Source organism: Streptomyces sp. 2323.1 (genome assembly GCF_900221035.1).
Taxonomy (GTDB): domain Bacteria; phylum Actinomycetota; class Actinomycetes; order Streptomycetales; family Streptomycetaceae; genus Streptomyces; species Streptomyces sioyaensis.
The window spans coordinates 7,756,484-7,778,731 of the sequence record NZ_LT907981.1; the positions used below are offsets into that span (position 1 = coordinate 7,756,484).

At 68.8% G+C, this 22,248-nt stretch carries 21 protein-coding genes and 7 pseudogenes; 13 read left to right on the forward strand and 15 right to left on the reverse strand.

Features of this window, described 5'->3' with window-relative positions:
* Positions 1 to 26: 26 nt before the first annotated feature.
* Positions 27 to 350 (reverse strand): CU044_2847 family protein, encoded by a 324-nt coding sequence (locus tag CPH93_RS33150; protein WP_231977043.1) that lies wholly within the window; start codon positions 348 to 350, stop codon positions 27 to 29.
* A 486-nt stretch (positions 351 to 836) separates the two neighbouring features.
* Between CPH93_RS33150 and CPH93_RS33155 the strand changes: the two genes are divergently transcribed.
* Positions 837 to 1,772: an IS481 family transposase gene (locus CPH93_RS33155; RefSeq protein ID WP_096214969.1), complete on the forward strand. Its 936-nt coding sequence runs from the start codon at positions 837 to 839 to the stop codon at positions 1,770 to 1,772.
* Between the two features lie 18 nt (positions 1,773 to 1,790).
* Here the strand turns inward: CPH93_RS33155 and CPH93_RS33160 are convergent.
* A pseudogene (locus tag CPH93_RS33160) lies at positions 1,791 to 2,057 on the reverse strand (VOC family protein); the annotation flags it as partial.
* Positions 2,058 to 2,380: 323 nt separating this feature from the next.
* On the opposite strand from CPH93_RS33160, the gene CPH93_RS33165 reads away from it, so the two are divergent.
* Both CPH93_RS33165 and CPH93_RS33170 read left to right on the forward strand, forming a co-directional pair.
* A complete protein-coding gene (locus tag CPH93_RS33165) occupies positions 2,381 to 3,337 on the forward strand; it encodes a LysR family transcriptional regulator (RefSeq protein ID WP_096214970.1) in 957 nt (318 codons plus the stop codon).
* A 94-nt stretch (positions 3,338 to 3,431) separates the two neighbouring features.
* A complete protein-coding gene (locus CPH93_RS33170; RefSeq protein WP_231977044.1) occupies positions 3,432 to 3,815 on the forward strand; it encodes a hypothetical protein in 384 nt (127 codons plus the stop codon).
* A 424-nt stretch (positions 3,816 to 4,239) separates the two neighbouring features.
* On the opposite strand, the gene CPH93_RS33175 is transcribed toward CPH93_RS33170, so the two are convergent.
* The 10 genes from CPH93_RS33175 to CPH93_RS33220 all read right to left on the reverse strand — a co-directional run bounded on the left by CPH93_RS33175 (position 4,240) and on the right by CPH93_RS33220 (position 13,405).
* Positions 4,240 to 4,644 (reverse strand): NUDIX hydrolase, encoded by a 405-nt coding sequence (locus tag CPH93_RS33175; RefSeq protein ID WP_096214971.1) that lies wholly within the window; start codon positions 4,642 to 4,644, stop codon positions 4,240 to 4,242.
* On the reverse strand, positions 4,641 to 5,258 hold the full coding sequence (locus CPH93_RS33180; protein WP_231977045.1) for a TIGR00730 family Rossman fold protein: 618 nt from the start codon (positions 5,256 to 5,258) through the stop codon (positions 4,641 to 4,643). The genes CPH93_RS33175 and CPH93_RS33180 overlap by 4 nt, the downstream gene beginning before the upstream one ends.
* An 8-nt stretch (positions 5,259 to 5,266) precedes the next feature.
* The gene (pyrE, locus tag CPH93_RS33185; protein ID WP_096214972.1) at positions 5,267 to 5,809 is read right to left on the reverse strand and encodes an orotate phosphoribosyltransferase; all 543 of its coding nucleotides are present in this window, start codon (positions 5,807 to 5,809) and stop codon (positions 5,267 to 5,269) included.
* On the reverse strand, positions 5,806 to 6,795 hold the full coding sequence (locus CPH93_RS33190) for a dihydroorotate dehydrogenase (protein ID WP_096214973.1): 990 nt from the start codon (positions 6,793 to 6,795) through the stop codon (positions 5,806 to 5,808). Before CPH93_RS33190 ends, pyrE begins: the two co-directional genes overlap by 4 nt.
* Entirely contained in the window at positions 6,792 to 7,589 is a 798-nt protein-coding gene (locus tag CPH93_RS33195) for an iron-sulfur cluster-binding protein (RefSeq protein WP_159395092.1), read from the reverse strand. Before CPH93_RS33195 ends, CPH93_RS33190 begins: the two co-directional genes overlap by 4 nt.
* 62 nt (positions 7,590 to 7,651) lie before the next feature.
* Positions 7,652 to 8,272, reverse strand: a complete 621-nt coding sequence (locus CPH93_RS33200) for an NADPH-dependent FMN reductase (RefSeq protein ID WP_096214975.1) — start codon at positions 8,270 to 8,272, stop codon at positions 7,652 to 7,654.
* Positions 8,269 to 9,756 (reverse strand): 4-hydroxyphenylacetate 3-hydroxylase family protein, encoded by a 1,488-nt coding sequence (locus tag CPH93_RS33205; protein WP_096214976.1) that lies wholly within the window; start codon positions 9,754 to 9,756, stop codon positions 8,269 to 8,271. Before CPH93_RS33205 ends, CPH93_RS33200 begins: the two co-directional genes overlap by 4 nt.
* Entirely contained in the window at positions 9,753 to 10,826 is a 1,074-nt protein-coding gene (locus CPH93_RS33210; RefSeq protein ID WP_096214977.1) for a PLP-dependent cysteine synthase family protein, read from the reverse strand. The genes CPH93_RS33205 and CPH93_RS33210 overlap by 4 nt, the downstream gene beginning before the upstream one ends.
* A 31-nt stretch (positions 10,827 to 10,857) precedes the next feature.
* Complete coding sequence (locus CPH93_RS33215; protein ID WP_096214978.1) at positions 10,858 to 12,048, reverse strand: M24 family metallopeptidase; 1,191 nt, start codon at positions 12,046 to 12,048, stop codon at positions 10,858 to 10,860.
* 223 nt (positions 12,049 to 12,271) lie between these two features.
* Positions 12,272 to 13,405 (reverse strand): MFS transporter, encoded by a 1,134-nt coding sequence (locus CPH93_RS33220; RefSeq protein ID WP_159395093.1) that lies wholly within the window; start codon positions 13,403 to 13,405, stop codon positions 12,272 to 12,274.
* A 244-nt stretch (positions 13,406 to 13,649) separates the two neighbouring features.
* On the opposite strand from CPH93_RS33220, the gene CPH93_RS33225 reads away from it, so the two are divergent.
* The 3 genes and pseudogenes from CPH93_RS33225 to CPH93_RS33230 all read left to right on the forward strand — a co-directional run.
* A complete protein-coding gene (locus CPH93_RS33225) occupies positions 13,650 to 14,258 on the forward strand; it encodes a TetR/AcrR family transcriptional regulator (protein ID WP_197708722.1) in 609 nt (202 codons plus the stop codon).
* A 242-nt stretch (positions 14,259 to 14,500) separates the two neighbouring features.
* Positions 14,501 to 14,647 carry a hypothetical protein gene (locus CPH93_RS35965; RefSeq protein WP_159395094.1) on the forward strand — a complete coding sequence of 49 codons (147 nt, stop codon included), beginning with the start codon at positions 14,501 to 14,503 and terminating at the stop codon, positions 14,645 to 14,647.
* Between the two features lie 515 nt (positions 14,648 to 15,162).
* Positions 15,163 to 15,597 (forward strand): annotated as a pseudogene (locus CPH93_RS33230) (DUF5655 domain-containing protein); the annotation flags it as partial.
* Between the two features lie 114 nt (positions 15,598 to 15,711).
* On the opposite strand, the gene CPH93_RS37090 reads toward CPH93_RS33230, so the two are convergent.
* Positions 15,712 to 15,873, reverse strand: a complete 162-nt coding sequence (locus CPH93_RS37090) for a hypothetical protein (protein WP_231977046.1) — start codon at positions 15,871 to 15,873, stop codon at positions 15,712 to 15,714.
* Between the two features lie 496 nt (positions 15,874 to 16,369).
* On the opposite strand from CPH93_RS37090, the gene CPH93_RS33240 reads away from it, so the two are divergent.
* On the forward strand, positions 16,370 to 17,017 hold the full coding sequence (locus CPH93_RS33240; protein WP_269460168.1) for a LysR substrate-binding domain-containing protein: 648 nt from the start codon (positions 16,370 to 16,372) through the stop codon (positions 17,015 to 17,017).
* A gap of 170 nt (positions 17,018 to 17,187) precedes the next feature.
* Positions 17,188 to 17,358, forward strand: a pseudogene (locus tag CPH93_RS33250) (IS256 family transposase); the annotation flags it as partial.
* 297 nt (positions 17,359 to 17,655) lie between these two features.
* On the opposite strand, the gene CPH93_RS33255 reads toward CPH93_RS33250, so the two are convergent.
* Both CPH93_RS33255 and CPH93_RS33260 read right to left on the reverse strand, forming a co-directional pair.
* On the reverse strand, positions 17,656 to 19,128 hold the full coding sequence (locus tag CPH93_RS33255; protein ID WP_096214982.1) for an FAD-dependent monooxygenase: 1,473 nt from the start codon (positions 19,126 to 19,128) through the stop codon (positions 17,656 to 17,658).
* A 103-nt stretch (positions 19,129 to 19,231) separates the two neighbouring features.
* Positions 19,232 to 19,624, reverse strand: a complete 393-nt coding sequence (locus CPH93_RS33260) for a nuclear transport factor 2 family protein (protein WP_093648419.1) — start codon at positions 19,622 to 19,624, stop codon at positions 19,232 to 19,234.
* Positions 19,625 to 20,002: 378 nt separating this feature from the next.
* Here CPH93_RS33260 and CPH93_RS33265 point away from each other — a divergent pair.
* The 5 genes and pseudogenes from CPH93_RS33265 to CPH93_RS33285 all read left to right on the forward strand — a co-directional run.
* A pseudogene (locus CPH93_RS33265) lies at positions 20,003 to 20,206 on the forward strand (Lrp/AsnC family transcriptional regulator); the annotation flags it as partial.
* A gap of 35 nt (positions 20,207 to 20,241) precedes the next feature.
* Positions 20,242 to 20,352 (forward strand): annotated as a pseudogene (locus tag CPH93_RS33270) (ABC transporter permease); the annotation flags it as partial.
* 205 nt (positions 20,353 to 20,557) lie between these two features.
* Positions 20,558 to 20,686, forward strand: a pseudogene (locus tag CPH93_RS37365) (ATP-binding cassette domain-containing protein); the annotation flags it as partial.
* Between the two features lie 52 nt (positions 20,687 to 20,738).
* A pseudogene (locus CPH93_RS33280) lies at positions 20,739 to 20,915 on the forward strand (ABC transporter permease); the annotation flags it as partial.
* The gene (locus CPH93_RS33285) at positions 20,915 to 21,898 is read left to right on the forward strand and encodes a glycine betaine ABC transporter substrate-binding protein (RefSeq protein ID WP_096215688.1); all 984 of its coding nucleotides are present in this window, start codon (positions 20,915 to 20,917) and stop codon (positions 21,896 to 21,898) included. The pseudogene CPH93_RS33280 and the gene CPH93_RS33285, both read left to right, overlap by 1 nt.
* Positions 21,899 to 22,248: the final 350 nt, after the last annotated feature.

Below are 22,248 nucleotides of genomic sequence, written 5' to 3' on the forward strand. Positions count from 1 at the left end.
GTCTCCCGCCATCGTCCCCGCATTCTTCACGGGGCGTCCTGCCCGGATCCACCGCTCTCCCACACGACGCGGACTTTCAGATGGACGGCTACCTCGCCGGTGGTGATGACCGCCCCGGCCTTCGCCGACAGATTCACCCCGAACTCCACCTCCACCTCCCGCGAACCCGCCTGTTGCAGCTGGTCCAGCACTGCCCGCGCTGTCTCCCGCACCGGAACCAGAGACTGCTGCAATGTCCTAGGCAGCTCACGTACCGCGTCACCGACCCGGCCCGCCTTCACCGGCCCGTCGAACTCCGGTGCGCCTTCCACCTCTTCCAGCAGAATCGCCCCGCCGCCTTCCAGCGGCATCCGCGCAAGACTCGGCATCGGCCCACCTCCATGGAGAGTCCAGAATCGATCTCAGCTACTCAACCGGAATAACGGTCCCATAGACCCGTGGTTTCACCGGCAACCCGAGGACCACTACATACGGACCGGGCGGCTCCGCAGAACCGCCAACGGGCACAGAAGCTGCACTCGCTGACGGCGGGTGCCTGATCACCTCGGCTTGCCGCATCGCGGCACCCCACAGCTCATCCGGCGCGGTCAGCACCCCTTGCTCGGCCACCGGCCCATCGGTCACCTTCAAGCCCCTCGTCGCGCACACGACTACGGTTAACTCGACGCAAATGAAGGGGACTTCGGTCTGTCCGGCGCCCGTCCCTCGTGGGGCGCCGCTGGGGCCAGGGAACATGCTCGGCGACGGCAGCATTTCACCAATTTCGTCGAAGTGGCCTAGGTCTAAAACTGACGGACGCTATTGACAGGTGGGTCTCTCGTATCTAGGAGACCTGCATGATGACCGAACGCGATCTATCGAGGCGTGCGAGGCACCGGCTGGCGGTGCTGCGCCATGTGGAAGAGGTGAGTGGCAGTGTGGCCGCCACGTGCCGCTATTACGGCATCAGCCGTCAGTGCTACTACATATGGCTGCGGCGCTACGAGGCTGAGGGCCTGGAGGGGCTGAAGGACCGCTCGAGCGCACCGCACCACACGCCGCATGCCACCAAGGCAGACGTCGTGGAGAAGATCTTGTGGCTGCGTCCGCAGTACCACTTTGGGCCGTCCAAGATCGCGATGTATCTGGAGCGGTACCACGACGTCAAGGTCAGCTCGTCCGGCGTGTGGCGCATTCTGAAAAAGGTGGGTCTCAACCGTCTGCCGGCCTCCCAGCGCTACAAGCGCCGTTCTACCCGCTGGAAGCGGTACGAGAAGCAGCGTCCGGGCCACCAGCTGCAGGTAGACGTCAAGTTCATCGAGCCCCTCGGCCAGACGGGCCGCAAGAAGCGCTACTACCAGTACACGGCCATCGACGACTGCACCCGGCTCCGTGTCCTGCGCGCCTACCCACGCAATGACCAAAAGACCGCGATCCAATTCATCGACCACGTCCTGGCCAAGTTGCCGTTCGCTGTCGAGCAGGTCCAGACCGACAACGGCCAAGAGTTCGGCTCAGCGTTCCACTGGCACCTGCTCGACAAAGGCATCGACCACGTCCGCATCAGGCCCCGCACCCCGCGGCTGAACGGCAAGGTCGAACGATCTCACCGCATCGATTCCGAAGAGTTCTACCGCCTCCTGGAGGGGCAGGTCATCGATGACGTCAACCTCTTCAACACCAAGCTCCAGGAGTGGGAGGACTACTACAACTACGATCGCCCCCACGGCGCACTCACCGGCCAGACACCCTACGAACGACTCCGACAGAAAGCCCAGAACCCACTGTCATAGGCCTCCGTCAGCTGCACATTCCTGGGCTTGTTCCAGGTCCTTGACACCCAGGTCGAGGTGGAACTGCTGGGGCCGAGCGGGGCCCGGCCACCGTGGTGGCTGATGGTCTTCCACCCGCTGGAAGGCAAGCACGAGCCCGTCGGTGTGGAGCGTCGCCCAGCCGTCGCCGAGCGACCACCGCGGATCCGGCTGGTTCACTACGCCGCCGAGAAGCGACTGGTAGAACCGGGACAGCTCAAGGACATCGGCACAGTCCAACACCACACACTGCAGCTTGGCGATCATGAAGGGCAGCGTCTCACGACGTCTGATCACGATCTACAGCTGGAGTACTATGACCAGCGCTTTCACAACAGACCCTAGTGCCGTGGCGTGAGGAAGTGCGTCGATTGGTGACGGGAAGGGGTGGCTTTCGGCTGCCCTCGGTCCCCGGCGGTCGGCCGCCCGGGGACGTCAGCGGGCTCCGCTCAGCGCCGCGCTGCCATGCCGCCCCTTCGGCACCCAGGCTGCAGCGTTCGGCATCTGCTGCGGGCTTCAAGAAAGCATCCACCACAGTCGAGTTACGCGTGCTTATGGAGCCGATGCTCATGTGGCGATAGATTTTGGATATGAGTGCTGACGGCGAATTGGCATTATCCTCGCTTGCTCGTTCGAACGGGGGTGGTTCCGAGCCGAGCGTCCATCAACTTCGTCTCTTCATGACACTGGCGGAGGAGCTGCATTTCGGGCGCGCGGCCGCCCGGCTGTTTATGTCTCAGCCAGCATTGAGCAAGCAGATCCGCGCTCTGGAACGGCGGTTGAGTCTCCAACTGGTCGAACGCACCAGCCGTGCCGTCGAGCTCACCGCGTCCGGACACGCGTTGCTACCGCAGGCTCGTGCCGTCACCGAGGCCATGGCCAACCTGTGCCATGTCGCCGAGGTGCGGTCGCGGGAGATTTCCGGCCGTATCCTCGTCGGCACACTCGCCGCCGAGCCGGCGATGCCGCACACCCGTGCCATTCTTGACGAACTGCACAGGCTTCACCCCCATTTGGTGATCGAGATGCGCAGCCTCAACTTCATCAATCAGTACGCGGCCCTCGTCCGTGGTGAGGTGGATGTGGCCTTCCTCCGTCCGCCTGCACCTTCCGGTATCCAGGTGTACCAGCTGGCCGAGGAACCTCGGATCGTCTGCTTGCCGTCCGACGATCCGCTGGCCGAGCAGGAGCGGATCACCCTTGCTGATCTCTCCACCCGCACCATGGTGACGATGCCACCGGAATCGCCCCGGGTGTGGCGGGACTTCTGGGCGGTCAATCCACGCCCCAATGGAATTCCCATTCAATTCGGGCCGCCGGCCGTTGATGTTGAGGGCGTACTTCACGCGATCTCCCGAAAGCAGGCCATCGGTTTTCTCCCCTCCTCGGCTCGCGATTTCTACCCGCGCCCCGGAATCGTCTATCGGGACTTGGTGGACGCGCCACCGTGCACGATGGCTCTCACCTGGTTCGTCGGAAACCGCGACCGCCCGCACGTTGCCCTGATTCGAAAGATCGCGAGGACCGCCCTCCACCGGCCCGGGTAGGGCGCACCGGGCTTCGTGATCAGCTGCATCGGAACGGCCACCGGAGGAGGGCCTGGACGGCTTCCCTCATCGGCTCTCCCATAACTCATCCTGCATGGATCCCGTCAGCTACGGAATTGCGGGTTTCTTGCGATTCGTGGGATTCGATCGCCAGAATCTGAAGGGGCATCAGCACCGCATACACCAGGGGGAAAACATGAGGTGTCAGCGCATTGCAGCCAGCCTTCTCGCGGCCATCGCGTTCGCGGGAACCATGGGCCTGGGCACAGCTCAGGCGTCCGCCGAGCCCAAACGGGAGTCGGTCCAGGCGGCCCGTGCCGCCCATACCGTCGAAGCGCCCCCGGCTTGGGTGCATCGCGGCAAGTACTGGACCCGCGGCGGTTGTCTGGAGGCGGGTCAGGAAGGCGTCCAACGCCACCACTGGGACGAATTCCAGTGCGCGAACGGACACTTTTGGAACCTGTGGACCAACCGCTGATCCACGGGTCTGATCCGGCCCTCGTTGCCGGAGCGCCGGACGAGGGATGACACGGGCGGGCCCGGAGCTGATGTTCCGGGCCCGCCCTTTCTCCTGCAGGTGCGGCACACATGACAGGGGTCTGGTTCCGGTACGGCGGAAGATCGGAGCCAGCGGCGTCAGCGGCCGTGGTTGATGCCGGGCGCGGGGCGCGGGAGCGGACCGGGGGGTCCTGTCACGGATCCACCGACTCAGGTTGCTGATCGCGTTCCGCCGTGGCGCAGCACCGCCAGCCGGTGCCTCGCACGCCACGATAGATCGCGTTCGGTCATCATGCAGGTCTCCTAGATACGAGAGACCCACCTGTCAATAGCGTCCGTCAGTTTTAGACCTAGCCCGGGATAGAAGAGGGAGTGGCCGGTGAACGGGGGCCGAGGTGCGGTGTTCAACCGCATTGCCCTTGGACGCACAGGTTGCGCAGCACGGTGACAACCGCCGGGGCGCAGCGGCCGGTGTCGCGGGAGTCGACCCAGGCCATCTCCTCGATCTCCCGGGCAGGCTTCGGCTCACCGTGGCCGAGCCCCGTGTAGCAGTGCATGTGTAGTTCGGTGTTGTCGAGGCCGTGGGCGGGCGCCGTGACCAGCATGGCGGAGGTCAGGCACCCTGGGGCGAGTGCGATGCCGAGCTCTTCCCTGACTTCCCGTACCAGGGCCTGTTTCCGGCTCTCTCCCGGCTCGATCTTGCCACCTGGCAGGTAGAAGGCATCGCGGCCGACAGAACGGACGACGAGCAGCCGTCCGTCGCGCAGATGCAGCCAGCCGACGGACTCAAGGGTGCGGGTTGCTTTCATGTCCACTTCGCTTGCGGTGGGGTCCAGGCCGACAGCTGCGCCAGCAGATCGTCGGCGTCCTTGGCGACGACGAGGCCATCGAGGTGGCGCTGGGCGAGGAAACCCTGCGCCACCATGTCCTGCAACATCGTCACGAGGCTCTGCCAGCTGCCCTCGATGTCGAGCAGACAGACCGGCTTGGTGTGCAGGCCGAGCTGGCCCCAGGTCCATGTCTCGAAGAACTCCTCCAGCGTGCCGGAGCCGCCGGGAAGCGCCACGAAAGCGTCCGCGAGGTCTGCCATGCGCGCCTTGCGTTCGTGCAGAGAGGACACGATCTGCAGGTCGTCGAGTCCGGTGTGGGCCAGTTCGCTGTCCACGAGGGACTTGGGCATGACGCCGACGACCCTGCCTCCCGCGGCGAGGGCCGAGTCGGCGAGGGCGCCCATGAGTCCTACGTGCCCGCCGCCGTAGACCACGGTGATGCCCCGTGCGGCCAGAGCTGCGCCGAAGGCACGGACCTGTGCGGCGACAGTGGGAGAAGCCCCGACGGCGGAGCCCGTGTAGACGGCGATGCTCCGCGTAGAGCCGGCAGCGGGTGACGTGACGGCATCGCTCGGGTGTGGGTGGGAGGTCACGGGCTTGACTACCTCAGATCGTCGGTGGTGAAGACGGAGCGCACGGGCAAGCCGGCGTCGGCGATGGCGCGGCTGCCCCCGCGGTCGACCAGCAGAACCACGCCGGCTACCTCGGCTCCCTCCGAACGCGCGGCCTCGACGGCGGTGAGCAGCGAGCCGCCGGTGGTGGAGGTGTCCTCGACCAGGAGCACGCGCCGCCCTGCCAGGTCGACGCCCTCGGTGCGACGGCCCAGACCGTGCTTCTTGGCTTCCTTGCGGATGGCAACGGCCGGCAACGACCGGCCGTTCTTGTGCGCGGCAGCCATGGCGGCCACGGCGATGGGCACCGCGCCGAGCACCAGGCCGGCGACGCAGTCGTAGTCCCAGTCCCGAGTGTGATCCAGGACCGCGTCGCCGATGAGTTCGTGGCCGCGCGGGTCGAGGCTGACGCGCCGCAGGTCGAAGTAGTGGTCGGACTTCTTCCCTGAAGCGAGGGTGATCTCCCCTTGGACCAGGGCGAGTTCACGTATGAGGTGCTTGAGTTCCGTGGTATTGGCAAGGGTACTGGTCACGAGGTCTCCTTGGTCGGTGTGTCGGCCCGGTGGGCCAGGCCGATGGCATCTCGGTAGCGCATGATGCCGCGCTCGGCCAGCAAGTCGGTCAGCTCGGCAGTGATGCGGTCGGCGGCGTCGGGCTCCTCGAAGTTCACGGTGCCGATGGACAGCGCCGAGGCTCCGGCGAGCGTCAGCTCCAAGGCGTCCCGGCCGCTGCGCACTCCGCCTCCGCCGAGGATCGGTACCTCTGGTAGGGCCTGGTGCACCTGCCAGATGCAGCGCACGGCGACCGGCTTGATGGCCGGGCCGGACAGCCCGCCGAAGGTCCCAGACAGCGTGGGGCGGAGGGTCCGCAGGTCGATGGCGGCCCCCGTGAGGGTGTTGATCAGGCTCAGCGCGTCGGCCCCGGCGGCCACGCAAGCGTGCGCGATCTCGACCATGTCGGTCACATCGGGGCTGAGCTTGGCGAGGAGCGTGACGTCTGGGAGTGCGGCGCGCACTCCGGCGACCACCTGGGCCGCCGAGTCCGGATCGCGGCTGAAGATCTTGTTGCGGTCCTCGACGTTGGGACAGGAGATGTTGAGCTCCACCGTCTCGACGGCTTCTGGGTGCGCGGCGATCGCGGCTGCCACCTCCGCGTACTCGTCGATGCTGTGGCCCGCGATGGAGACCACGGTCCGCGCGCCCTGCTCGCGCAGCCAGGGCAGGTGCTCGTCGAGGAGGGTGCCGACGCCTTCGCCCTGGAGGCCGATGCAGTTGAGCATGCCGCTCGGCGTGGTGGTGCCACGTACCGGAGGCATGCCGTTCCAGGGGCGCGAGAGCACCGATTTGGTGATCACGCCCCCCGTGCGCGCCAGGTTGAGAAAGGCGCTGATCTCCTTGCCGTACATCGCCGTCCCGGAGGCAAGCAGGACCGGGTGGGGCAGCCGGAGCCCGGCCAGGTCGGTGGATAGGTCCACTGTGACGCGGTCGGAGCGAGGTGATGAGAGTGAGGTGGGCTTCATGTTCTGACTCCTGAACCCGCCAGCAGGCGCTCCCAGTCAACGGCTTCGGCGGGGAAGGCCGGGCCGTCGGTGCAGCCGCCCACGTGGCGCGGCCCGGTGGTGTCCGTGGCAGCCAGCGGCACCGCGCACGTGAGACAGAGCCCGATTCCGCAGGCCATGAAAGGCTCAAGCAGCACGGTGCAGCCCACCGCCGCCTGACGGCACACGTCGGCCGCGGCGTGGAGCAGCGCCAGGGGCCCTGTGACGACCGCGTGGTCGGCCCCGGCGTCGTCGAGGGTGCGGCGTACGAGACCGGGCCAGTCCCCCGCATCATGGATCCGGTGCTGTGCCAAGGGCTCGGTCGTCCCGTCGCCCAGTCGCCATGGTGTATCCGTCGTGGGCGCCGCCGGCCCGGTTGTGAACAGCCGTGGTGTACACGCAATGCCCCGCGCCCGCAGGGTCTCCGTGAGGAACACCGCCGTGGCAGCGCCGTGGCCAAGACCCAGCACGACCACGGAGCTGACGTCCTGCGCCAGGGCGACCGGACTGCCCAGAGGCCCGATGGCGTCGAGCGGGTCGCCCGGCTTCAGCCGGGAGAGCGCACCGTTGGCAGAGCGCTGGGCGACCAGGCGCAGCGCCGGCTCCGCTCCGTGCGGTCTGCGTACCCCGAGCGGCGAGAACATCCAGCGGGCAGGCGGGCCGATGCCGGGCGGCGCCGGCAACGAGACGAACTGGCCCGGCTGGATACGGGACGCGATATCCGGCGCCGCCACCTCGACGACGGTGTGACCCGCGCCGTCGACGCGGGATTGCACACGTGTTCGTTCCCGGGCGGGTACCGCCCGGCCGCCGTATGGCCCGCACTGCGGGGTGCCGGTCATGCCCCGGCTCCCGCAGCGGTGAGCGGATCGGCTTCGGCGGCCCCACGCAGGGCCGACGTGGCCTCGCTGAGGGCCCGCAGCTCTCCCACCATGCGGCGGATACGGCCGAGCGCGCTGTCCTGCTGCCCGCGGGTCAGGTCGGAGTCCTGCCCGCCCGGCCCGGAGTGGACGAAGACCGTCTGGGTCGGGGCCGTGACGCACCCCAGCGTCCTGGCCACGGACCGCAGGTGGTCGCACGCCTGGACCGCAGTGAGCGAGGCCCCGACCGCGGCGATGCCGACCGGCTTGCCGCGCAGGTCGTCCGCGCGCAGGTAGTCGAGGCAGTTCTTGAGCACGCCGGAGTAGCTGCCGTGATAGCAGGGCGTGACGAGGACCAGGCTGTCGGCCTCGGCGACACGGTCGCGCAGCGCACCGGCCCCGTGCCCGGCGCCGCCACGGCTGGTGTCGAGGAGCGGCAGTGGGTCCTCGGCGAGGTCCCACAGGCGCGACTCGAGCCCGGCGCGTTCCGCCTCGGCGCAGACCGACTCGGCGGCCGATCGTGAGCGCGAGGCGGGTGTCGCGGCGCCGACGAGAACGAGCAACTTCCCGCATCGAGGCTGCTGTTGTACCAAGGTCACGTGTGCGCTCCCTGTCGCTGGGTCGGTGCGCCGAGATCGGCGGGCACGGGGACCGGGTTCATGGCACGGTTTACGGTGTCCAGGAGCGGGGCCTTGTCGTACCCGAAGTACTGCGCCGCTGCCAGACGCACCGGGTCGCCGGAGTGGTAGCGCTCGTACTGCATCTGCCGCTGGCCGAAGGCACTGCCGGTGGCGTCCCAGGCGAGCTTGAGCAGCCGGATGCGGTGCTCCGCCTCGACGCCGCGGGTGCCGCGGAAGAACCGCTCAATGCCCGGCCACAGCTCGCTGCGCAGGTCCTCCTCGGCCGGGGTGCTCAACAGGCTGCCGCCGCCCAGGATTTGGATGACCTCCATCATCCGCGCGCACATGCGCGGGAAGTGGTAGCGCAGGGCCATGATCGGCTCGATGGCCGGGGTCCACGTGCCCCACTTAGACATCCGGGCACCGGCCTCGGCACTCAGGATGCCGCCCTTTGCCAGTTCGAGGGATCCGAGCACCTCGCCGAGCTTCTCCTGCACGTGCAGGAAGGCGTTGGTGCCGGTCATCTCGGCTATTGCGACGGATATGCCGGTCAGCAGCTCCGCCTTGGCGGCGCCGCGGATGATGCCGTGGTGGCCGGTGTGGTGCCGGGCAGTGGTGGCATCGTAGAGGCGGTTGGCGTCGTCGACGTCGCCGTGGAAGAACACCCGGTCCCAGGGGATGACGACGTCGTCGAAGACGATGGTTGCGTCCATCTCCTCGTACGGGGCCAGGGGGTTGCTCAGGAGCCGCTGGGGGTCGGGCACGATGGGCTCGCGGCAGATGATGCGCACCCCAGGGGCGGCGACGGGGACCGCGAAGGCCACCGTGTACGCCTCGTCGCCGGGCTGGTACTTGGGCAGCGGGAAGACCACGATCTCGTCCGCGACGGGAACCAACGTGCCGATCAGCTTGGCGCCGCGGACCACGACGCCCTCGCTCGTCTCGCGCACGATGCGCAGGTGGACGTCCTGGTCCTCCTGCTCAGCGGAGGACTGGGACCGGTTGAGTGGCGGATTGATGGCCGCGTGCGACAGGAAACGGTCAGCAGCCAGGCAGGAGGCGTGGAAGTCGGTGATGTTCCGGCCGAAACGCGGGTCGGCGCGGGCGAAGAACGGCGCGGCGGACGCGAACGCCGTCACGGCGGTGTTGATGAAGTCGGGCGAGCGGCCGAGCAGGCCGAAGGTCGACTCGGCGACGGTGCGGAACGCCTCGCCGCGGCGTCGCAGCTGCTCCTGGTCGCGCGGCGAGGCCAGCGACAGCGGGTAGCGCTCGCCGTTCTCCTCGTAGGTGAGCTTGTCCTGCAGGAACGGATCGTGCTGCAGGTCGTACAGGCGGGCGATGCTGTGCGCGGCGGAGGCGAGGACGGGCTCGGAGAGGACGTCGTCAACCCGGCGGCCGGCGATCCACACCTCACGGCCGTCGTGCAGTCCGGCCAGGTATTCGGCTCCGGTTCGGATGGTCATGCGTACACCTCGGTGGGGGCGGGGGAGCAAGGGGAGCCGGGAGCGGACACGGTGCTGGCGGCGGCCGGGTACTGCGGGGAGCGGGCGTTGCGTAACAGGTCGTCGCCGCTACGCCAGAGAGAGTCCGGATCCGTACCGTGCTCGCAGAGCCAGGTGTCGTCGTACGACTCGTACAGGTAGTTGGCACCCGCGTCTGGGGCGATGGCGAGGACCGTCCGTCCGGGGTTCTCCGTCGCGTAGGCCAGGGCGGCGAAGACGGCGGCACCGCCGGACTCCCCGAGCAGCAGCCCTTCTTCGGCGGCCAGGACGCGGCAGGTGGAGAACGCCTCGGTGTCGCTCACACGGTGCAGGGAGTCGACGACGTCGGTGCGGAGATTGCCCGGTGTCCAGCCGAGGCCGATGCCGCGGATTTTGTACGGGGCGAAGGGGTGCCCGAAGGTGGCCGAGCCCACGGCGTCGATGGCGCGCACGTGCAGGGACGGAAACGTCTCCTTCAGCCCGGTGCTCAGGCCACTGAGGTGCCCGCCGGTGCTGACCGCCGCGACCAGGGCGTCGAGGTGCTCGAAGTCCTTTGCGATCTCGGGAGCGGTGTGCTGGATGTGGGCCCGGGGGTTGTCGGGGTTGTTGTACTGGTCGAGCGTGATCGCCCCGGGAATCTGCGCTACGAGCTCCTGTACCCGGCGGATACGTGTCGCCTGGTAGCCGCCGTTGGCGTCCGGCTCGGTGACCATGTCCAGTTCCGCGCCGAGGCTGGTGGCGTAGGAGAGCACTGTCTTCGGAGTCTTGGGGTCCACGACAAGGACGACGCGATAGCCCTTGACGGCCCCGATGAGGGCGAGGGCCTTGCCGAGGTTGCCGGAGGTGGATTCCACGATCGTCGAGTCCGGCGTGAGTCGGCCGCTGCGCTCTGCCTGGACGACCATGTTGAGTGCGGCCCGGTCCTTGATGCTGCCGGAGGGGTTCGCGCCCTCCAGCTTGACGAAGATCTTGTCCTGCGGGTCGGGCAGGAGCTTGCGGAGCTGGATGACCGGGGTTTCGCCCAGGGTCTCCAGTACGTCGTTGTAGATCACTGTGTTTCCGCGAGGGTTCCGGTGCGGGCGGTCAGCCGACGACGATCAGGTCGCGGGAGAGGCTGGTCAGCAGACGGTTGCCGCCGGGCTCGACCACGAAGGGGTCCTCAACGTGTGCGGCGCCGAAGCCGAACTCGTAGTACGGCGTCTCGATGTTGACGACGGTGCCGGGCTCCAACTCGTCCTTGTAATCGGGGCGAATCAGCACCGGGTCGTAGACCTCGACGCCGATGCCGTGGCCGACGTGGCTGCGGCGGTAGTCGGGCACTCCCGCGGTGCGGACGGCGTCCATGGTCAGGTCGTAGAGCTCCTCGCCGGTCATTCCGGGGCGGGCCTGGTCGATGGCGGCCTGCTCACCGGTGAGCATCGCCGAGTACAGGTGCGCCATGCGCGGGTCAGGCTCGCCGAGGGTGGCCACGCGGGCTATGTCGGACCAGTAGCCGTTCACCACGGCGCCCACGTCGAACCAGACCGCCTGGCCCCCGCGCAGCACCGTGCCGGTGGGCCGGCGCTGCCCGGCGACGGCGTTGGCGCCGATGCGGACGAGGGTGAACTTGGGCGTGCCGCCCTGCGCGGCTACAGAGCGGTTGAACTCACGCACCAGCTCCCGTTCGGTGACGCCCTCGTGCATGAGGGCGACGGTGGCGCGGATGGCGTTCTCGGCCACAGCGGCAGCGGCGGCGACGCGCCTCAGCTCGACCGGGGTCTTCACCTTGCGCACCCAGCGCAGGTGGGCGGCGCCGGGCATGATCTCCCAGCCGGGCAGCTGCTGGGTGAGAGCTTCGAGGAAGGCCGCGGGTATACCTTCCTCGTCGACGGCCACTCGGCCGCCGCCCGGGGAGGACTTCTTCACCGCGTAGACGAGTGCGGAGAGCGCATCGTCGAAGGGGGTGTCGTCGTTGACCTGCTGCAGGAGGCGGTCGTCGTCCAGCAGGGCGCCCGCGGGGTTCTCGCGGTAGAACGGTCCGTAGCCGATGGCCTCGGCGATGGGTTCGTCGGCGTCTAGGAACTGGTCGACCTCGCACCGGCCGCATACGAATACGGAGCCCGCGGTGGTGTCCCGCGACAGCACCGCGAAGGCGCGCCCGGAGTGCGGGAACATCCCCAGGTGGACGCTGTCGATGCCGGTGAGGTAGGTGAGGTTCTCAGCCGTCGTGCTGACGATCGCGTCCAGCTCGAAGTCGGCCATGCGCCGCTGTAGGCGTTCATGGTTGACGCGCATGTTCATGTCCCTTTGAGAGTTTTCCGATGCGCCGGGCGTGCGGCACCGGCAGCCCGTTGCGCACCGTGCGTGGGTTACTGGTGATCGCGGCGAAAGAGGTCAACTCCGGGGGCAGGGTGCCCCTCAGCGACCGGCGTTCCCGCCGCTTGCGGCCTTCGATCAGGAGGTGCCTGTCCCGTTCACGCGGCGCGGCCGCGTCGAAGGCCGAAAACTGTGGTTAGTGCTAGCGGACGGGGCCCTCCCCCAAGCTGTTCGGCAGGAAGAGGAGAGGCAGCAGCCACAGGACAGCTGCTGCGGTCAGAGCCGCCGAGGTGTGGCCGCTGCCCACTGCTGCGCCGAGCGCCGGGGTCCCGGCGAAGATCAGCGCGTTGGCGTGGGCGTTCATGAGCCCGACAGCGGATGCGGGACGGTCCGGGCGGCGCTGCTGCGCGGTGGCGAAGACAGCCGCGAACGGGAGGCCGGAAGCCAGTCCGAGCAGCAGTGTCCAGCACACGGCCAGGAGGGGCGGGCCCGGACGTGTCAGCCCCAGCGTGGCCAGGGCACCCATGGTCAGCGACACCACCGTCGCCATAGGGACCTGCTGCCGGCGGGTGCGAGCCAGAAGTCCGCCGAGCGGTCGGCTGATGACCGTGGTCAGCAGCACGAGAGAGGCAGTGGCATACGCCCACCTGCGGTCGATATCCCAAGAGCGCTGCAAGATGAGTGCCGCCCAGTTGCTGAGGACGATCCCACCGCCGAAGGTGACCGCGTGCACGGCTGCCAGATGGTATAGCTCCCGATCCTTCAGCACGGACCGCCTTGCCCCCTTGGGGACGGCCCGTGTGCGCTTCGTGCCCGGTACGGGGGCCGCCATAAGGCACGTCACCAGTCCGGCGGCGGCGAATATGGCGCTGGTAATCCAGGGTGACCGCCAGGCCAGGGCCTCGGCAGTCCACGGCACGACGATCAGGGCGACTCCGCCTGCGGCGGCGGAGATTCCGCCGAAGACGCCCTGCCCCCAGGGGCCGGCGCCACTGGCTCGCGCCAGATCCGCGCCGGCAACGTAGCAGAGCGATGCACCCACGCCAGCCAGCAGTCTGGCGGCGATGGCGAGCCCTGGCCACGGCTCAAGGGCGGCCAGGAGACAGGCCGCTGCGACGACCGAGAGTCCTGCCGCGCCAACGCAGCGGAACCCGGCACGGTCAACCAGCGCACCAGCGGGTATCTGGCACAGCGCGTAGGTGACCGCGAAAGCCGTGGTGAAAAGGCCCACCGTCGCCAGCTCGACTCCGTACGCGTCCGCGATCCCCGGAGCGATTGCGCCCACTGCAGTCAGTGACCAGCCGGCCACCCCTCCCAGCAGGCAGGCAGCCGCCATCGCTCGAACCGTCGCGAGTGGCCGCCCTGGAAGCTTCACCTTAGACACCCGCCTGCCTTCCATCGATGCGGACATAAGAGGCATATAGCTCCGGGCCCGCCACTCTGGATCCCGCTCCGCATGCCAGGGGGTGCAGCGAAAGTGACCGGGAGTTCCGCCATACGGCTCTCACCACTCCCTTTCGCTGACACGCAATGCGACGCGACGTCGCGTCGCGCATATCCTTGCATGGAGAATGTCTGTCATGTCAAAACCAATGCAGCAGGGCGACGGCATCGCGCTGGGCAGCGACGAAGGGCCTCGTGGTCGTGACGCGATCTTGAAGGCTACGTTGGAGCTGTTGGCGGAGCAGGGCTATCAGCGCATGGCCATGGAGCAGGTGGCTGCACGTGCCGGCGTACACAAGGCCACGCTCTACCGCTGGTGGCCGTCCAAGGGAAACCTCGTAGGCTGGGCGCTGGGGGCCACGCTGGACCGAGGCCCGGTACCCGACACCGGCAACACCCGCGACGACCTGATCGCCTGGCTCCAAGTAACGATCGCCAACTACACCTCGACGCCCGCAGGAACTGCGCTTCCGGCACTGTTGAGTGACCTCGCCCACGAACCCGGCACCCTCGCGGGATTCCGGCGGCACTTCCTGGACGGACGCCGAGCCAACTGCGAAGTCCTGATCAACCGCGGCATCGAGCGCGGAGACATCCCCGAAGACGTCGACGTCGAGATCTTCATGGACATCATCGCGGGGCCCGTCTTCTACCGACAGGTGGTCACTGGCGTCAACTTCGTCGACGACCTCGCCGAGAAGATCGTTGACCTGCTGATGACGGGACAAGTGCCCCGGCGGACCTAGCTGATCGAATCCAACGGATCGGCTGCGTGCGCAGGGGAAGGGAGCCCAGGGGGGTGACCGCCGCACCATGTGAAGACCTACGACTTGCTGAAGGCGTCACCGCACCTTGGCGCCCTCGCGTCCGGCTATCGAGGTCGCCCCACAGCTGGTCGAAGGGGCGTCGGGCCCCTGCGGTTGCCGTCGGAGGGGCGGACTTCGACGACGAGCTGCCCCGTATCCGCCTCACGCCAGGCACATACGCCGTGCGCGTTTACTCCAGCGGCCTGCACACCATCTCCGAGGACGGGCTGGACGGCGAGGATCGCTACCACGTGGTGCTCTGGCCCACGGACGAAGACCACCCCGCCCAGGTCCTCAAGCGCTACCCCGATCCCCTTCCCGGCGGCTGACGCCACCGCGCGCATCGGATCGCGGCCCACACGTGCCCGCCCCCCAGCAACATTCCCGGCCGCCCACTCAACTAAGCGCGTGCGGGCCGCGATCCGGGTCACCGTGGTGGTCGACTTCGCCGTGGCGGCTGTCGACGTCACCGCGATGGTGTGGCTCGACCCGAGCCCATTGGGTATCAGTCAGCGACGGCGATCGGATCAACGATCAGATGTCCGAAGGAAACGGCCTACCAGACGCTCTGCGGGCCAGCGGCCAGCGGCGGGCCAAGATCTTGCCACTGTGGCCCTGCGCGCCGTCTGTCAAGATCACGGGGTCGATGCCGACTTTTTGCTGACTCGTCGGCGTGAGCGATTTCCGCATTGTGTCGATTTGAAATGTCGGCGAGGCCTTCAGTTTCCCGGTAGGGCTTAATCTGGGGGCAGCTGATAGCCTCCCCTGGAGACGAGGAGAATGTCGTAGTTCTCGCCAATTCCTAATTAGGGCATGGATTTCATATGCTCCCATGTGAGATGGCAGATACTTCGGCAGCGACCTCCTGGGCCTTGAGACCGTCGCCTCCGTCGCCGGCCGGACACCTACCGCCCGGATGGCGCGCCGGCCCGCGGCCGGTGCGGCAGTGGGGGCGACCGGTGCGTAGATCTGGGCGAGCTGGCGGCGGCGGTCGACGAGGTGCACCTCGGGCTGGGTGACGGCGTGAACCGCATCCAGCGCAAGCAGTACCGCGCATACCAGCGCCTGCGGAACTTCGCGTGCGTCTGCCCGCCGCAGAAGACCAAGCTCCTCGTCTACCTGCGGGCCCCCCAAGCAGGTTGACCTCGTGCCCGGGTTCACCCGCGACGTCACCGGACTCGGCCACCACGGAACCGGGGACCTGGAGGTGCAGTTGCGCAGCCGGAGGGACCTGGAGCGCGCCCAGGAGCTGTTCCGCGCGAGCTACGCGGCGGCGTGAACCGGTCGACGGCCGCAGGTGCTGTCCACGGCCCGAAACGAGAGCGTGGACTGCACCTGCGGAGGGGGTGGCTCCGCGGCATCCCCGTCTGCGAAGCCACCCTTTGTCCGTCGGTCAGTGGAGCCGACCGCCCGGCTCCTCCAGGTGCGTCATCCTCATCAGCGCTGAACTGCTGGCGAAGCCCAACTCGCGGTACAGGGGTGCCGCTTCCTGGCTGGCGTGGAGTTCGAACAGGGTGACGTGCTCGGTGCGGAGCTCGTCGAGCAGTGCGGACAACGGCCCTGGCGTAGCCGCGGCGTCGGGAATCCGGGCGTGTGGCGACCACGTGCACGCGGCCTGCCAGCCCCCAGGGGTAGGACGGTGCCGGGAGCACGCGATGGATGAGCCCGAGGGCGCAGGCGGCCATCGAGCCGTCCGGGGCGTCGATGACGAAGGCCCGTGCATCACCACCCGGGGCTAGCCGCGGAGCCAGCTCGGCGGTGCACCGTCGGATCCACTCCTCGCCCATCGGCTCGGACAGAACGTACTCGGCGCGTAGCCGGATGATGCCTGCCGCATCTGCGGGCGTTGCCGCGCGGGCCGTGGGCAGCCCGGCGGTCAGCGGTCCGGGCGTGGGTGCGAGTCCCAGCTCGTCGTTCATGAGGAGCCTCCTGGTGGTGTCATGCCGCTGCCCGGACGATGCTGAGGAACTGCTCAACACCCTGCACCTTCAGGTGGGGTTCGTAGCCGCGTGCGAGGTCGCTGATCTGGCGGACGCAACCACCTCGCCGGACTGCAGGACCACGTCACCGGACGAGTCGCCATCGCGGCGTTCCCCTCGGCCGCCGCCGTGCTCGTCCCCAGGACATTGGCCCGCCTTGGAAACGACCACCCGGGTTTGATTGTCGAGTTCGGCGAGACGTCCTCGCCCACGCAGCTTCGCCAACTCCGCGCTCACCGCATCGACGTCGCAGTGATCGGCGTGGGACCGGACCTGCCCGCCTACGATTTCGAGGGCCTGCGCCGAGACCTGCTCCTCGACGGCGGCCTTCTGCTCGCCGTCCCTGCCAACCACCGGTTCGCCGGCCGCGGAACCATCCCGGTGACCGAGCTGAGGGACGAACCCTGGATCGTCGGCAAGGGCCTCCGTGACGACCCCCAGTTCGGCGCCTGGCCGACCCTCGACCACCCGCGGATCGCCGACGCCGCCAAAAAATGGCCCACTCGCCTCGGCCTTGTCGCCACCGGTCTCGGCATCGCCGTACTCCCCGAAGTAGCCGCGGCCGCGGTCCCCACCGGAGTCCGCATCATCCAAGTCGACGACCCCGCCTGGCTTGGCCGAGCCAGCGTCGCCGTCACGGTCCGCGACCGCTCTCCCGAGGTGACGGCCACCGTGGAGGCGCTGTGCCACGAGGCCGCACAGCTTCGTGCGGCGTCATAAAGCCGCACCCGCCAAGGAAGATCCACGCTGTGATTCCGCTCTGCTCGGCCACGGCCGACTCGACCTGCATGCGGTTGGCCTCCTCTCGCAGTTCGTCCACGCGACGGTGAGCACCCAGCTCACGCTGTTCGAGGAGCCCAACCACCGACGGCATCCACGACCTCACCGGGAGCGGGCGGCGCCTGGTGGTCCGCAACGGCTATCACCAGCCTCGGAAGGTCACGACCGCGGCCGGGCCGGTCGAGGTGAAGGCCCCGCGGGTGAACGACAAGCGCATCGACGAGACGACAGGCGGGCGCCAGCGGTTCTCCTCGGCGATCCTGCCGCCGTGGTGCCGCAAATTGCATGACCAGGGCAGCGGCTTCGCTGCCGGCTCCGCGGGTGACCTCGGTCCGCAGCTCCCAAGGGGGAACCGCGCAGCTGCCATCGAGCCCCTTGGCCCGTTCGAAAGGCGCCTGTCGAACGTCGCGGGGTCCATGGGCTGTCCGGCCCGGCGCCCGGAGGTTCCCCGCCTTGCGATGCACACATGGATGGGGGTCCCCCCGTCTGGAGGCTGGGGGGCGCCGCGCGATGATCCGGCCTTATCCGTGAGAGAGGGCCGCCGAGCGGGGCCGGTGGGTGGGCTCATCGAGCGGCGTTCAGCGGCACAAGGTGCGCAGGGTGGTGAGGCAGTCCGCGCCCCGGCGCTGCGGGTCGGTGTCGGTGCTGGCCCAGGCGATCCGGGCGTCCGGCCGGATGAGGACGGCGGTGACGTCCCGCCAGATCGGATGCGCTGCCTCGGCGTTGATGGTTCCTGCCTGCTGCTCCAGGCCGTCTGTGGGGCACGGTGTCCGCGTCCCGCCGAGGTCCAGCAGTAGTGGTCGGCCGTGGTGCATCAACGGGTGGGCGGTGGGTACGCCGGCTGTGTCCAGGGCGAGGCCGGCCAGTCGGGTGCCGTTCAGCGGGTGCGCGCCGGGTTTGGTGTCGGCGGGGAGCGGGTCGTCGAAGCCGGCGATCCGGCGGGCCCACTGGCGGTTGGTCTGCGGTTCGGCGAGCGCGGCGGACCAGACCTCGCGCAGCGCGATCTGCTCCGGGCTCGCCGCCGCGAACAGGGCGAGCTGCGCGCGGGTGTTGTCGATGACGGCGCGGGCGGCCGGCCGGCGCTCCGCGTCGTAGCTGTCGAGCAGTCCGTCGGGCGCCCGGCCCTGGAGGGTGGCGGCCAGCTTCCAGCCCAGGTTGGTGGCGTCCTGGATGCCGAGGTTCATGCCCTGCCCACCGGCCGGGAAGAACATGTGCGCCGCGTCCCCGGCCACCAGCGCCCGCCCGGCTCGGTACCGCGCGGCCTGGCGGGTGGCGTTGCCGTAGCGCGAGAGCCACCGGGGGTTGCGGATGCCCAGGTCCCGTCCCAGCAGCGTGCGGGTCTGCTCGCGTACCTCCTCCAGGGTCAGCGGTTCGCCGGTGCCGTGGTGCATGGTGGCCGTCGAGAGGCCCGCCAGTCGGTGGACGCCGTCGTCTATCGGGGCCGCCAGGAACGAACCGGCCGGCCCGGTGGCGGCGAGCGGCGCGGTGGGCGGATCGTCGAGTTCGACGTCGGCGAGCCACCCGGTCAGGGTGGTGTCCTGACCGGGGAATTCGATGCCGGCCGCCCGGCGCACCGCGCTGCGGGTGCCGTCGCAGCCCACCACCCAGCGGGCCTGCACGGTCCGATGGGTGCCGCCGGCCCGGATCACCACTTCGACGGCGTCCGGCCCCTGGGTGAGCGAGACGACCTCCTCCCCGCGCAGCACCCGGGCGCCCACGGCGACCGCGTGCTCCTCCAGGAGCTGTTCGGTGACGGACTGACCGAGCGCGAGCATGAACGGGTGCACCGCCCCGACTGTGGAGAAGTCCAGCCGGGTGGTCGCCGCGCCGAAGTGGCCGGTCGGCACCGGGGTTCCGCGTTCGATGAACCGCTCCGCGAGGCCGCGGGTGGCGAAGGTGTCCAGCGTGCCGGCCTGCATGCCGACCGCGCGCGACCGTCCGTCCGGGTTCGCCCGGCGTTCCACGACGGTCACCTCCACTCCGTGCAGGCGCAATTCCGCGGCGAGCCAGAGCCCCACAGGGCCGGCCCCGGCGATGAGCACGTCGAGCATGACAACCACTTCCTCTCACTCTTGGGACGATGCGCCACGACGGCGGCCCCCGCCGATGCGCCGGGACAGGGGCGGCCTCGTGGCGTCAGGTGGGCAATCTGGCTCAGCGGGCGCTGCCGAGGTTCCGGTCGGCGTCGGCGCCTTCGAGCATGAGGGTGGTCTCCTCGATACGGCGGAAGCGGCCGTCGGGGGCGAACTCGGCGAAGAGGTAAACCTCCATGCGGACGGTGGAGCCGTCGTTCTTGATGACCTCCATCGTGTGGCGGTCGGCGTACCGGTCGCCGGAGACGAGTTCGTCGTGCACCTCGACCGAGCCGCCGGCGACGACCGTGCGCAGGTGGGCGATGTGGTCGAGGAACTCGATGCGGTTCGCCCAGCTTCCGTCGGTGCGCTGGCGGTAGTCGGGGGCGAAGTGCCGGTCGGCGGCCTCGTCGAGGTCGAGGCCCGGGGTGAGGAGCAGGTCGGTGAGGGCGGCGTGGGCGTCGGTGCGGTTCATGGGGATTCCTTCGGTTGGGTGCGGGAGTGACCCGCCGTGCATCGGTCGGAGATGCGTGCGTCGAGCACGCTTATTACCGTACAGGAAAAGCGTGCGCCGCGCACGCTAATCTGGAGGAGTGAAGAACTCGACGGGACACGCCTACGTTCCCGTTCAGCCGTTTCGTACGTCCCCGCGTGCCGGCGACGCCGTCATCCGTGTCAAACGGCCTGTCACGGACACCGGGAATCCCTCCGACCCGGTACCGTCCCCTCACCACCGGGGGAGTCATGTCGGATGCCCGGGTGGGTCAGCGGTTGGCGAGCAGTGCGAGTTGGCTGAACCGGTGATGCGGCTCCCGTCGGGCGCGGCCCAAGTACTCCTCGCCGCTGGCGCGGTGGTGACATGCTGTGCCGTTTGGTGGCACGCTCGAATGCCGACTTGCAGCGCGTGATCGACCGGATGGTGGGATTCGATGACATCGTGCGGGCCTCGACGGCGATCACGTTGGAGAATCCGGTGTCGCTCCGGATCATTCCACTGGTGCGCCGGGCGTCGCGGCAGGCGCCGTATGGACGTCTGACCGCTGGAGGACCGGCTTGAGGGAGGGACCGAGAAGTGACCTTCTGGGAGTCACGCTCAACGAAGTACTGTCGGGGACGCTCGGAATCGTCGTCCCAGTCCTGCCGTTCGACGCCGGGTACGTGCTGATCGGACGGCTCACCATCTCACGGGGGATCCGTGGCTGACTCTGCCGAAACCGTCGAACCGACCTCCCCGACGTCCGGCGCCGCGGGCCCCGGCGGATCCGCCCGATCCGCCGGGCCCGGCCGGCCGGCCGCCGCCAGCGCGAGTATCCGGCTGGACAACCTCACCAAGCGCTCTCCGGACAGCCGAGCCCCGGCCGTGGAGGATGTGACCCGGGACGAAGCAGCCGGCGAAACCGTGATCCTTGTGGGGCCCTCGGGCTGCGGCAAGGGCACCACCCTTAAGATGATCAACCGGCTGATCGAGCCGGCCTCGGGGCAGATCACCCTCGGCGGCGAGGACGTCACCGGCATCAACCCCGTGGCGCACCGCCGCACCATCGGCTACGCAATCCAGGCCACGGGTCTCTTCCCGCACATGACCGTCAGCCACCTTCGGCGTAGGAGGAGGACTCGGGGACCTGGGCTCCTCCGGCACCACCAATCAGCGCATGTCGGTGCTGGTGCTCGGCTTCGTACTGACGGTCGCCATGGTGCTGATCATGGACTGGCTGGGGACGCTCGTCGGGCTGCTGCTACGCCCACGCGGCCTGGAGGTGGACTGATGCGCCTGGCCCAGGTGCGGGCGGCCGTCGCGGGCGCCCTGCTGCTCGCCGCCGCAGGGCTGAGCGGCTGCGGACTGACCAGCGGCAGCCCGCTGGCCGACTCGGTGCAGCCCGGCTCCATCGGGAAGGGGCGGCCGCTGGATGGCGTCCAACTGACCGTGACCTCAAAGGAGTTCACCGAGCAGATCATCCTGGGCCAGATCATGGGGCTGGTCTTCAAAGCGGCCGGCGCGGAAGTCCTGGACCGGACGAACATCCAGGGCTCGATCGGTGCCCGCGAGGCGGTCAAGTCCGGTGCGGCGGACGGGATGTACGAGTACACCGGCACGGCCTGGATCACCTACCTCGGTCACACCAAGCGCCTCGTCGACCCGTACGAGCAGTGGGCGGCCGTACGCGAGGAGGACCGCCGCAACGGCATCACCTGGCTGCATGCCGCCCCGCTCAACAACACCTACGCGCTGGTCGCGAACCAGGCGAATGCGCAGAAGTACCGGCTGCGCACACTCTCCGACGTGGCACGTCTGACGAAGAAAGACCCGGGCGCGGCGACGATCTGCGGCGGAAGTGAGTTCTCGGTGCGCGAGGACGGCCTGCCGGGCGTGGCGAAGACGTACGGATTCGCCCTCCGGCGCGGGAACTTCAAAAAGATGGACGACGGCGTCGTCTACACCCAGGTCGCCGAGGGCGCGGCCTGCGCCCTCGGCGTGGCGGCCACCACCGACGGCCGCATTCCCGAACTCAAGCTGAAGGTGCTGGAGGACGACCGGCACTTCTTCCCCAACTACAACGCGGCACCCGAGATGAACAGCGCCACAATGAGGAAGTACCCCGCCATCGCCGACCTCCTCACCCCGATCACCAAGCGGCTTACGGGGGCGGAGGCCCAGCGGCTGAACGCGCGGGTGGACGTGGACGGGGAGGACCCGCACGAGGTGGCGAAGGACTGGCTGGTGCGGGAGGGCTTCATCCGGGAAGGCTGACAGACGGATTCGCGCGAGCGTCCGACGAGCAGGAGGAGAGCGCCCTGCCGCTCGCGTAGACGCTGCCGTCCGGAGGGCCGGGACACCATGATCCGAACGACGCGCCCTAGGGGAAGCGGTCGACGACCTCACTTCCCCGGTCCTCAGCGGCCTGGCCCGGACCGGGGCGTGCAGCGCCGCCGACGCACTGCTGTGCCGGTGCGACTCCGGCGGGGCGGGCCACGGGCTCCAGCCGGCTCTGCTGCCCGCAACCGTCCGCTTGTTGCCAGTCGTCGCTCAGCCAGTGTTCACACGGGGTTGGCGTCGGCTGGCTTACGTGAACGGCCCCAGTACCCATGCCCAACTATCTG